Source organism: Streptomyces sp. AM 4-1-1, from assembly GCF_029167625.1.
Lineage (GTDB): Bacteria > Actinomycetota > Actinomycetes > Streptomycetales > Streptomycetaceae > Streptomyces.
The window spans coordinates 2,058,683-2,071,091 of record NZ_CP119145.1; the positions used below are offsets into that span (position 1 = coordinate 2,058,683).

Consider the following 12,409-nt stretch of genomic DNA (forward strand, 5'->3'; position numbering starts at 1 on the left):
GAGCGCAGAGGTGATCGATGAGCGTCGCGGGTTCCTTCCCCGGCTACGCGGGGAGCTCCCCCGGACCGGTCATGGACCGGGACGAGGCGGACCGTGCGCTGGCCCGGCTCGGTGCGGAGCACGAGGCGATCGAGACCTCGCTCCTCGCCCTCCAGGACCACGCGGGGCGCCGCCTCCTGGAGGGCGCCGAGCTGACCGGTGCCACCCGGGACCGCTGGGCCACCACCGAACGGTCCATCACCCTGCTGTGGACGTATTTCGACGCCTATTCGGCGGCCCTCGGCACGGCCCGCGAGGTGCGGGCCAGAAGGCGCTGGCCCAACCGGGACGATCTGGTCGAGCTGACGGATCTGCTGCGCGGCGACGGCATCACGGTCGCCGGTTCGGCGACCGGTACCGACCCGGTGGCCGCTGGTCCGGCCAGGCTCTCCGAGCGGTTCACGCCCGCGGAGCTGGTGGGCCGGATGAACGAGCTGTACGCCCGCTCGCTGGACATGGTCGTCTCCTGCGACTCCGTGTGGTCGGCGCTGCCCGCCCGGATAGATCTGCTCGCGGCCGAGCTGCGCCGCACCCGTTCGCTGGCGCACTCCGTGGGGGTGCGCCCCGGGGAGCATCCGGCGGGCGACGACCTGGAGGGGATCACCCAGGAGCTGGGCACGCTGCGGGCGCAGGTGGTCTCCGACCCGCTGGCCTTCTGGCTGCCGGGGCCGGGCAGCGCCGCGCCCGGTGGCGGCCGTCCCGACACCTCGCGCTACGACCGCGCGGCCCGCGCGCTGGAGGACGTGCGCCGGGAGATCGAGGCGGTGCTCGCGGTGCGCCAGGACGCCGAGCAGCGGCTGGTGCACCTGCGGGACGTGCTGTCGCGCGCGGACCGCACGCTCGCCGAGGCCAGGACGGCGCGCGGCGAGGTGCTGGCGAAGATCGCCGCGTCCGAGGTGCCCGCGGTCAGCGGCCCGCCGACCGCGCTCCAGGAACAGCTCGTCGCCGCGTCCGACTACCGCAGGCGTGCCCAGTGGCACCGGTTGTCGCCGCTGCTGGAGTCGCTGGAGCGGGAGGCCGAGGACGAGTTGCTGCGGGCCCGTGAGTCGTTGACGGCGGTCACCGCGCCGCTGGCGGTGCGGGCGGAGCTGCGGGGCCGCCTCGACGCGTACCGGGCGAAGGTCGCGCGGCACGGTCTGGCGGAGGACCCGCTGCTGATCGAGCGGTACGACGCGGCGCGCAGGATGCTGTGGAGCGCGCCGTGCGATCTGCGCGTCGCCGAGCAGGCGGTGCTGCGGTTCCAGCACGCGGCGGCCGAACTGCTCTCGCCCCGGCCGCCGTCCGAATCGTGGGACCGGCGGGGCGGCTCATGACGGCCGGGACGCACAGGCAGGGCGAGGGGACCTCCGCGGGGGCGGGGCGAACAGGGGGAACGACCATGAGTGAACAGTGCCAGCGCCCCGCGTGCGAGGGCTCGTACGAGGACATGGGCGGCGGTGAGCTGTACTGCGACACCTGCGGTCTCGCCCCGGTCGTCTCGCCGGACGGGATGGTGAGTTCGCCGCCCACCGGCATGGCGGTCGGCGCCGCCTCCTCCACGGGGAGCGGTTCGCGGGCCTCCTCCCGGGCGTCCGCGCGGGCCTCCTCCCGCTCGTCGACGTCGCGGCGCTCGGTCTCCGGGCGGCTGTCGGTGGCGGGCGCGGCGGTGTCCTGCTCGGTGTCGGTGCGCTCCTCGGGAGCGTCGACGGGATCGTCCGGCCGGGGCAGGCTGGGCGCGGGCCTGGTGCTCGTGCCGGACGTGCCGCGCCCCGACCCGCGTTCGGCGGTGATGGAGAACCCGGAGGTGCCCGAGCGGAAGCGATTCTGCTCGCGTTCGGACTGCGGGGCCCCGGTGGGGCGGTCGCGGGGTGAACGGCCGGGGCGCACGGAGGGGTTCTGCACCAAGTGCGGTCATCCGTACTCCTTCGTACCGAAGCTGCGCGGCGGCGACATCGTGCACGGGCAGTACGAGGTCGCGGGGTGCCTGGCGCACGGCGGGCTCGGCTGGGTCTATCTGGCGGTGGACCGCGCGGTGTCCGACCGCTGGGTGGTCCTCAAGGGTCTGCTCGACACGGGTGACCAGGACGCGATGGCGGCCGCCATCTCGGAGCGCCGCTTCCTCGCCGAGATCGAGCACTCCAACATCGTCCGCATCTACAACTTCGTGGAACACCTCGATCAGCGGACTGGTTCGCTCGACGGGTACATCGTCATGGAGTACGTCGGCGGCAAGGCGCTCAAGGAGATCGCGAACGAGCGGCGCACCCCGGCCGGGCGGCGCGATCCGCTGCCGGTGGAGCAGGCGTGCGCGTACGGCATCGAGGCGCTGGAGGCGCTGGGCCATCTGCACAGCCGTAACCTGCTGTACTGCGACTTCAAGGTCGACAACGCGATCCAGACCGAGGACCAGCTCAAGCTGATCGACATGGGCGCGGTGCGCCGGATGGACGACGACGAGTCGGCGATCTACGGCACGGTGGGCTACCAGGCACCGGAGATCGCTGAGGTCGGCCCGTCCGTGGCCTCGGACCTGTACACGGTGGCCCGGACGCTCGCGGTCCTCACCTTCGACTTCCAGGGGTACACGAACGTCTTCGTGGACTCGCTGCCCGAACCGGACAACATCGAGGTCTTCCGGACGTACGAGTCGTTCTACCGGCTGCTGGTGCGGGCCACCGACCCGGACCCGGCGCGGCGGTTCGCGTCGGCGGCGGAGATGGCGGAGCAGCTGACGGGGGTGCTGCGGGAGGTCGTGGCGCTCCAGTCGGGCCGTCCCAGGCCCGCCCTGTCGACGCTGTTCGGTATGGAACTGCGGGTCACCGACACGCGGTTGTTCGCCGACCTGACGGACGACGTGTCACGGCTGGGCGTGCGCGCGACGCCGGCCGGCGGGGGCCGCCTCGGGCGACGGGGCCGGGCGAGGACCCGTGCCGGTGGGGCCGTGTTCCCGACGGGTACGGATACGGGCGGGCCGTTCGCCCAGGGGGCGCCGCGGGCCGCGCTCCCGGCGCCGCGCGTCCCCGCCACCGCGACCGCCGTCGGCGCCCCCGCGATCGTGGGCGCGCACGGCGGGACCGGCCCCCGGCCGGCCGGGCTCGACGCGCGGGCCACCGCGCTGGCGCTGCCGGTGCCCCGGGTCGATCCGGACGACCCCAACGCAGGTTTCCTGGCAGGGGTGATGTCGTCCGCGCCCGGCGAACTGGTCGCCGCGCTGCGGTCGGTGCACGCGCCGTCCCCGGAGACCCGGCTGCGTGAGCTGCGGGCGTATCTGGAGATGGGCGAACTCGGCGCGGCGGCCGAGTCGTTGACTACGCTGGAGGCGCGGCACCCGGACGACTGGCGTGTGGTGTGGTACCGGGGTGTCGCGTCCCTGGCGACCGGGGACGACGGGACGGCGGCGCTGTCCTTCGACGCGGTGTACGACGCCTTCCCCGGTGAGCCCGCGCCGAAGCTGGCGCTGGGGGTCTGCGCGGAGCTGCTGGGGCAGCTGGACAACGCGGCCGAGTACTACCGCCTGGTGTGGGCGACCGATCCGAGCTACGTGAGCGCCGCGTTCGGCCTGGCCCGGGTGCGGATCGCCGCCGGGGACCGGCCCGGCGCCGTGCAGGCCCTGGAGTCGGTGCCCGGGGCGTCGATCCACTACACGGCGGCCCGGGTGGCGGCCGTGCGCGCGCGGCTGCGTGAACGCGCCCCGCAGGACGCGCTGTTCGCCGATCTGACGGCCGCGGCCGATCAGGTCGCCGCGCTGCGCGACCTCGGCCTGGACGCGGTGCGGCGGGAGCAGCTGTCGGCCGAGGTGCTGGGCACGGCGCTGGACTGGGTACTCTCCGGTGGTTCCGGTGCTCCCCGCACCCCTGGGGCGGATGTCCCGCACGGACCGGGGAAGCTGCTCGGCAGTGCGCTGACCGAACGTGGCCTGCGGTTCGGGCTCGAACGGTCGTACCGGATGCTCGCCCGGCTGGCACAGCGTGGCGACGAGAGGATCGAACTGGTGGAGCGGGCCAACCGTTTCCGCCCCCGGACGTGGGTGTGAAGATGTCGCAGAGCCACCAGCAGCAGGCCCTGTCCCGGTGCCCCGGCTGCGAAGAACCGCTGGAGCCGGGGGACTTGTTCTGCGGTGCGTGCGGATACGACCTGTCGGCCGTGCCCGCGCGGCCGGAGGACCACCCGACGGTCGCCATCACGGTGCCGGGCGGCGAGCCGGGGCACGCGGCGGCGGACGGGCCGGCCCGGGGGACGGGACCGGCGGGGGCGACGGCCGGCGGACCCGGTTCGGTGGAGTGGCCCGCCGCCTCCGAGGTCGACAGCTCGGACACGCCCGCACCCGTGCTCCGGCCGACCGATCTGCCCGGCCTGGACTCGCACGGCACCCCGCTGCCGACGTCCGCCCCGGACGAGGGCGCGGCGCCGGACGACTTCGAACTCGCCGCGCCCGATCCGCGTACCGCCGCCCCCTCCGCAGCCCCGGCGGCCCCGCCGTCCGGTGCCCGGCTGTGCGTGGCGTGCCACGCGGGGCAGGTCGGCGACGACGGCTACTGCGAGCGCTGTGGTCACGCGCAGCCCCGCGAACGCGACCACATGGAACGCGAGTTGGGATCGGTGGCCGCCGTCAGCGACCGGGGGCTGCGTCACCACCGCAACGAGGACGCGTTCGCGGTGTCGTCCGCCGCGCTGCCGGACGGCTCACCGGCCGTCGTCGCGATCGTCTGCGACGGCGTCTCGTCGGCGACCCGGCCGGACGAGGCGTCGGCCGCCGCCGCGCACACCGCCAACGAGTCGCTGCTGGAGTCGCTGCCGCGCGGCACCCATCCGCAGCAGGCGATGCACGAGGCGATCGTCGCCGCGTCCGAGGCGGTCAACGCGCTGGCGGACCCGGCGGGCCGGCCGTCCGAGGGCGACCCGCACCGCCATCGGAACGCCCCGGCGTGCACCCTGGTCGGCGCGATCATGGCGGGCGGTCTGCTGGTCATCGGCTGGGTCGGCGACAGCCGGGTCTACTGGGTGCCCGACGACCGCGGCGATCCGCCCGCCCGGCTCACCGAGGACGACTCGTGGGCGGCGCAGATGGTCGCGGCGGGTCTGATGAACGAGGCGGAGGCGTACGCGGACGAGCGCGCCCACGCCATCACGGGCTGGCTCGGCGCCGACGCGTACGAACTGGAGCCGCACACCGCCGCGTTCGAACCGGACCGGCCGGGCGTCGTCATCGTGTGCACGGACGGGCTGTGGAACTACGCGGAGTCGGCGGCGGAGATGGCCGCCGCCGTGCCGCCCGACAGTCACCGGCGGCCCCTGCACAGCGCCCAGTCTTTGGTCCGTCACGCGCTGGACGGCGGGGGCCACGACAACGTAACAGTGGCGGTGCTGCCGTTCGCCGTACCGCGGCGAGGGGCAGGATCGGCCCACAGCGGCGCCTGAGCGCTGTCCGAGCCGGCCGAACCGCGCGGCGCCGCGCCCGGGTTCCGGCCGGTTCGGGGGCGCACCGCACGCCCGTCCTGTCCAGCGTCCTGTCCAGCCTCGTCTTCAGCCGACCCGTACGGAGCCTTGAGGAGCCCGCTCAGATGGCCAGATTCTCCAAGTCCAACGTGCCGCAGTTCTCCGTCGACGTGTACCAGAACGAATACCTGCCGGAGGGCGGCCGCGAGGTCAACGCGATCGTCACGGTCACCTCGACCGGCGGCGGCACGACCGGCGGAGTGCCGCTGACCGGTGCCTCCCCCTCGACTGGACGTGCGCCGGGGCAGGCGCCCGGGTCCGCCGTGGTGATCATGGTGGACTGCTCCGGTTCGATGGAGTACCCGCCGACGAAGATGCGCAACGCGCGGGACGCGACGGCGGCGGCCGTCGACACACTGCGCGACGGCACCCGGTTCGCGGTGGTCGCCGGGACGCATGTCGCCGCGGAGGTCTACCCGGGCAACGGCCGGCTGGCCGTCGCCGACGCCCGCACCAAGGCCGAGGCGAAGACCGCGCTCCGCCGGCTGAACGCGGGCGGCGGCACCGCGATCGGCACCTGGCTGCGCCTCGCGGACCGGCTGCTCGGCTCGGCCGACGTGGACATCCGGCACGGCATCCTGCTCACCGACGGCCGCAACGAGCACGAGGCGCCGGAGGATCTGCGGGCCGCCCTCGACTCCTGCGCGGGACGCTTCACCTGTGACGCGCGCGGGGTCGGCACCGACTGGGAGGTGAAGGAGGTCACCGGCATCGCGTCCGCGCTGCTCGGCACGGCCGACATCGTCGCCGATCCGGCCGGGCTGGCCGCGGACTTCACGCGGATGGTGGCGGACGCGATGGGCAAGGCGGTGGCGGACGTGGCGCTGCGGCTCTGGACGCCCGTCGGGGTCGAGATCCAGTTCGTCAAGCAGGTGGCGCCCACGGTCGTGGACCTGACCGGCCGCCGGTCGGACGCCGGCCCGCAGGCCGGGGACTACCCGACCGGTTCATGGGGCGACGAGTCGCGCGACTACCACGTCTGCGTACGGGTTCCGCAGGCCGGGATCGGCCACGAGATGCTGGCGGTCCGGGTCTCGCTGATCCTCCCCGACCCGGCGGGCGGGACCCCGACGACGCTGTCGCACGGGCTGGTACGGGCGGTGTGGACGAACGACATGGCGGCCTCCACCTCGATCAATCCGCAGGTCGCGCACTACACGGGCCAGGCGGAACTGGCCCATGTCATCCAGCAGGGACTCGACGCCCGCAAGGTGGGTGACTTCGACGGCGCGACGGCGAAACTGGGCCGTGCGGTGCAGTTGGCGTCGGCCTCCGGGAACACGGACACCGCGAAACTCCTTTCGAAGGTGGTCGACGTGGTCGACGCGGCGACCGGTACTGTGCGACTCAAGGGGAAGGTGGCGGAAGCCGACGAGATGATGCTCGAAACGCGCTCCACCACAACCGTTCGCGTGAAGAAGTCATGACGAAGTAGCCCCACCGCCCGCCGAGCGGCGACGCGGAGGACCAACGAGCGAGACGGCCCGTGGGCCGGACGAGGAGAGGGGGAAGCGCCGACATGCCGACCTGCCCGAACGGACACCAGTCGGGTTCCGAGGACTGGTGCGAGGTGTGCGGCCTCCGCATGGCCGCGCCGGGTGCGCCCGCGGGCGCGGTCCCCCCGCCGCCTCCCCCACCGCCCGCCCACGGCTACGGCTACCCGCCCCCGGCGGGCCCGGGTGCCGGGCAGGGCGGGCGGCCGGAGCTGTGTCCCCAGTGCCGCACCCCGCGTGAGCCGATGGCTCCGTACTGCGAGGAGTGCCGCTGGAACTTCCTCACCAACACGGCGACCTCGTACACCCCGCTCGCCCCGCCGCACGCGGGTCCGGGCGGTCCCGGTGGTCCTGGCGGCGGTCTCAATCCGCCGTCCGCCTTCCAGGGTCGGCAGGGTCCGCCGGCCCAGCAGCACGATCCGTACGAGTACCAGGGCTCGCGCCCCTCGCAGGTGAACCGTCCGGCCGAGCCGCTGTCCTCGGAACAGGGCAGGACCCCGGCCCCGCCGCCGTCGTTCCAGCAGCAGCGGACGGCGCCGCCGTTCGATCCCGGTCCCCCGCACGTCCCCCAGTCCCCGTCGCCGCAGCACGGCTCGCGGACCGGCGAGGACGACTGGATGCTGCCGCCGCCCTCGCAGCGCCAGGAGCAGCAGCGGTACGCGGAGCAACAGCCGTACGGGGAGCAGCAGTACGGGGAACAGCAGCCGTACGGAGAGCGACAACAGTACGGAGAGCAGCAGCAGTACGCGGAGCAGCAGCACGTGCGGCAGCCCCCGCAGCAGTTCCAGGGTCACCACCCGGACCAGGGCGGGTACCAGAACCCGGGACACCACCCTGACCAGGGGCACCACCCTGATCAGGGACACCTTCCGGACCAGGGCGGATACCGGAACCAGGAACAGGACCCGCACCGGGCGCCCCAAGGATGGACGGCCGTCATCGCCCCGGACCGTGAGTACTTCCTCGCGATGATGCAGCGCAGCGGTCCCGACGCGACCGGCCTCAATCTGCCCGCGTACTCCCCGGAACAGCAGCTTCCGCTGTCCGGCACCCAGATGACCATCGGGCGCCGCAGGCACAGCACGGGCGAGTCCCCCGACATCGACCTGTCCGTGCCGCCGGAGGACCCGGGCGTCTCGCACCAGCACGCGATGCTGGTGCAGCAGCCCGACGGCGGCTGGGCCGTGGTCGACCAGAACTCCACCAACGGCACCACGCTGAACGGCGCCGAGGACCCGATCCAGCCGTACGTCCCGGTCCCGCTCCAGGACGGCGACCGGGTGCATGTCGGCGCGTGGACGACGATCACGATCCGTCGCGGGTGACGTTCGCGGTTCCTCGCGGACAGCGCCTTCCGTCCGGCCACCGCCGGCCGGTGGTGTGCCGGACCGGTCCTCGGTCCTGAGGACCGGCACCCCGGCACCCTCCGTCGGCGCGTCTGCGACGATGGACGGGTGACAGAGATTCCGCGCGGCACGCTTCAGGAGCAGACCTTCTACGAGCAGGTCGGCGGCGAGGAGACCTTCCGGCGCCTGGTACACCGCTTCTACCAGGGCGTTGCGGAGGACCCGCTGCTACGGCCGATGTACCCGGAGGAGGATCTGGGCCCGGCCGAGGAACGGTTCACGCTGTTCCTGATGCAGTACTGGGGCGGCCCCCGCACGTACAGCGAGCTGCGCGGCCACCCCCGGCTGCGGATGCGGCACGTGCCGTTCCGGGTGGACCGGGCCGCGCACGACGCCTGGCTGGGGCACATGCGGGTCGCGGTGGACGAGCTGGAGCTGTCCCCGGAGCACGAGCGGGAGCTGTGGAAGTACTTCGTGCTCGCGGCCGGGTCCCTGGTGAACACCGAGGGCTGATCCGCGCCCTCCCCCTCCCCGGCCCGCTCCCCGGCCCGCTCCCCGGCCCCACCTCCCGCGATGACCGGAATCCGGTGCTCCGGCACCGGATTCCGGTCACGATCGAATCAAGGTCCACCCGTAGGTGGTTTCCAGCCGCTGTCACCCTCTGACAGCATCCGGAGAGAGCGTCGGGGGGCGTTTGTTCGAAATTGGTCGGACCGGGGGGATCACGTGGCGGGGTTCGTCTTTCTGCGGGTGCGTGCGCATCGGCTGCTGCTCGCCGCCGCCGTGCTCGCCGTCCTCCTCACCACCTCCGTACTCGCCGCCCTCACCGCGTTCTCCGGGGCGATGGGCGACGCCGCGCTGCGCCACACGCTCACCCACCGCTCGGCCGCGTCCGCGTCGCTCGTCGTGTCCGCCCAGGTCACGCCGGAGCGGCGGGCGTCCGCCGACACGAGGGCCCGCGAGGCGGCCCGCGCGACCTTCGACGGTCTGCCGGTGACCGTGCGGCGGCTGGAGCACTCGGGCCCGTACGCGCTCCCCCGCTCCCTCCAGCCGCCCGCCGCCCGGCGCGGCGACCCGGACCTCACCCAGTTCGCCGTCCTCGACCGCAGCCGTGTCCGGCTGACCTCCGGCCGGATGCCCGCCACCCCGGCGGACGCCGACGGGCCCGTCCAGGTGGCCGTGCCCGGCACGGCCGCCGAGATGCTGAAGCTGCGGCCCGGCGCCCGGCTCGACCTCACGGACCGGCTCACCGGCAAACCGCTCCGGGCGGTGGTCACCGGGCTGTACGAGGCCGCCGACCTGACCGATCCGTACTGGCAGCTGGACGCGCTCGGCGGGCGCGGGGTCCGCAAGCTCGTCTTCACGACGTACGGCCCGCTGCTGACCGACCCGGCCGCGTTCACGTCCGGCCGGATCAGCTCGGGCGAGATGTCCTGGCTGGCCACCGCCGACTTCCGTACGGTCACGACCGGCCGGATCGACGCCCTGCGCGACGCGGCGACCACCGGGCCCGAGGCGGTGCTCGCCGCCCCGGAGTTCAGGAGCGGCGGCCTGGCGCGGACCTCGCTGCCCACCGTCCTCGACCAGGCGGAACGGGCCCTCCTGGTCTCCCGTTCGACCCTGACGATCGTCGCCGTGCAACTGGTGCTGCTCGCCGGTTACACGCTGCTGCTGGTCGCCCGGCTGCTGAGCGGTGAGCGCGGCGGTGAGTCCGAGCTGCTGCGGGCCAGGGGCGGTTCGCGGGCCCGGATCGTCTCGTTCGCCGCGATCGAGGCGCTGCTGCTGGCGCTGCCCGCCGCGATCGCCGCACCGCTGCTCGCCGGGCCGCTGACCGGGCTGCTCGCCGACCGGGGATCGATGGCCCGGCTGGGGCTGCGGCTCGACGGCACGGCGACCGGCGCGGTGTGGGCGGTGTCCGCCGCCGTGGCCCTGGCCTGTGCGCTGGCGGTGGTGGCACCCGCGCTGTCGTCGCTGCCGGCCGGCGCCGGCCGCCGGGGCCGGGCGTCCGCGCTGCCGGGGCCGGTGCGCGCCGGCGCGGACCTCGGGCTGCTGGCGATCGCCGCGGTGGCGTACTGGCAGTTGGACCGGCAGACCGGCGGCTCCGGTGGCGGGGTGCTCAGCGGGGACCGGCAGGGTGGCCTCGGCATCGATCCGCTGCTGGTGGTGGCCCCGGCGCTGATGCTGCTCGCGGGGACCGTGCTGACGCTGCGGCTGCTGCCGCCCGTGGCCAGGCTCGCCGAGCGGCGGGCCGCGGGCGGCCGGGGGCTGCCCGCGGCGCTGGCGGGCTGGCAGTTCAGCCGTCGGCCGCTGCGTGGCGCGGGGCCGGTGCTGCTGCTGGTGCTGTCGGCCGCGATGGGGATGCTGGCGATCGGGCAGGGCGCGTCGTGGGACCGTTCGCAGGCCGACCAGGCCGACTTCAGGACCGGGGCGTCGATCCGGGTGACGGGCGGGATCAGCGGCGATCCGGCGCGGGCCGGGGCGTACGCGGCGCTGCCGGGGGTGCGGGACGCGGCGCCCGCGTACCGCACGAGCGTCGAGCTGTCCGGTGAGCGCACCGCGCAGGTGCTGGCGCTGGACCTCGCGCACGCCGGTGAACGGATGCTGATGCGCGGCGATCTGGCGGACGGGCGGCCCGGCGCGCTGTTCGCCTCGCTCACCCCGCCCGCCCCGGCCGGGGCGGCCCGCGTCGGACTGCCGTTGCCGGAGGGCGGCGAGCGCCTGGAGCTCGACCTGCGGATCTCGGCGGGCCCGGCGCCCGGCCGGGCGCCGGCGTCCGGGGCGGAGCCGCTGGTCACCGTCCTGCTGGAGGACCGGTACGGCATCGAGTACCGGGTCCTGCCGGGGACGGTGCCGGTCGACGGCGCTCCGCACACCCTGTCGCTGCCGGTCTCCCCCACCGGGGGCCTGGCCGTGACCGGTGTCGAGCTGGACGGTCCGCTGCCGGTGGACACCTCCGAGCACCACGTCCTCTCCGTCGACGCGGTCCGGACCGTCGCCGCCGACGGCGTCGAGAAGCGCGTCCCCGTGCCCGCCGCGCTCCGCTGGCGGGGGACGCTCGGCACCATCGGCGGCGGCGAGGAGCAGCCCGACATCACGCTGCGGCCCGCCGCGTCCTCCGCCGCGCCGCTGACGGTCGGCTTCGACACCGGGTTCGTCGCCGCCGAGCGGACGAAGTACGGCATCCCCGCGCTCAGCGTCCGGATCACCGCGGCCCGTCCGACGGCGCCCAGGGAGCTGAACGCCGTGGTGACGGACGACTACCTGAGGGCGGCGGGCGCCGAGGTGGGGCAGCACGTCGATGTGGCCCTGGGCGGTGAGACGGTACGGGTGAAGCTCGTGAAGGCCGTACGCGAACTCCCGACCACCGGCCCCGGCGCCGACTCCTCGGGCCCGGCCGGCTCCACGGCCCGGTCCAGGGACGGCGGCGCCATGCTGCTCGATCTGACGGCGGTCGCCCAGGTCCTCGCGGACCGGCCGAACACCACGCTCACCCCCTCCGAGTGGTGGCTGAGCACCGATCCCGGGCGGACCGCGCGGGTCGCCGCCGGGCTGCGCGCCCAGCCCGACACCGATCCGACGCAGGTGCTGGTGCGCGACGAGGTGGCCGCCGACCTCATCAACGACCCGCTGGGGGCGGGCCCGCGTTCGGCGCTGCTGGCCGTCGCGGTCGTCGCGGCGGCGCTGGCCGGCGTCGGTTTCGCGGTCAGCGCGGTCGGCTCACGGCGTGAGCGGACCGGTGAGTTCGCCGTGCTGCGCGCCCTGGGCGCCCCGCGCCGCCAGTTGGCCCGGATGATCGCCGCCGAACAGGGTGTGCTGATCGCGGTCGCGCTGCTGGTGGGCTGGGCCCTCGGGTCCGTACTGACCAGGGCCGTCGTGCCCCTCATCGTGCTGACCGGGCAGGCCGCGCAGCCCGTGCCGTCCGTGCTGGTGCGGCTCCCGGGAGGGCAGGTGGCGCTGCTGCTGGCCGGGGTCGCCGCGCTGCCGCTGCTGTGCGTCGCGGCGATCGCGCTGCGCCGGGCCGAACCGGTGGTATCGCTGCGACAGGGGAACAACTGA

At 74.7% G+C, this 12,409-nt stretch carries 7 protein-coding genes; all 7 read left to right on the forward strand.

Features of this window, described 5'->3' with window-relative positions:
- Nucleotides 1–17: 17 nt before the first annotated feature.
- A complete protein-coding gene (locus tag PZB75_RS08640; RefSeq protein ID WP_275534711.1) occupies nt 18–1,352 on the forward strand; it encodes a hypothetical protein in 1,335 nt (444 codons plus the stop codon).
- A 65-nt stretch (nt 1,353–1,417) separates the two neighbouring features.
- On the forward strand, nt 1,418–4,051 hold the full coding sequence (locus PZB75_RS08645) for a serine/threonine-protein kinase (protein WP_275534712.1): 2,634 nt from the start codon (nt 1,418–1,420) through the stop codon (nt 4,049–4,051).
- A gap of 2 nt (nt 4,052–4,053) precedes the next feature.
- Entirely contained in the window at nt 4,054–5,436 is a 1,383-nt protein-coding gene (locus PZB75_RS08650; protein WP_275534713.1) for a PP2C family serine/threonine-protein phosphatase, read from the forward strand.
- Nucleotides 5,437–5,579: 143 nt separating this feature from the next.
- Nucleotides 5,580–6,941: a VWA domain-containing protein gene (locus PZB75_RS08655; RefSeq protein WP_275534714.1), complete on the forward strand. Its 1,362-nt coding sequence runs from the start codon at nt 5,580–5,582 to the stop codon at nt 6,939–6,941.
- A 92-nt stretch (nt 6,942–7,033) separates the two neighbouring features.
- Nucleotides 7,034–8,332, forward strand: a complete 1,299-nt coding sequence (locus PZB75_RS08660) for an FHA domain-containing protein (RefSeq protein ID WP_275534715.1) — start codon at nt 7,034–7,036, stop codon at nt 8,330–8,332.
- 129 nt (nt 8,333–8,461) lie between these two features.
- Nucleotides 8,462–8,866, forward strand: a complete 405-nt coding sequence (locus PZB75_RS08665; RefSeq protein ID WP_275534716.1) for a globin — start codon at nt 8,462–8,464, stop codon at nt 8,864–8,866.
- Nucleotides 8,867–9,079: 213 nt separating this feature from the next.
- Entirely contained in the window at nt 9,080–12,409 is a 3,330-nt protein-coding gene (locus tag PZB75_RS08670) for an ABC transporter permease (protein WP_275534717.1), read from the forward strand.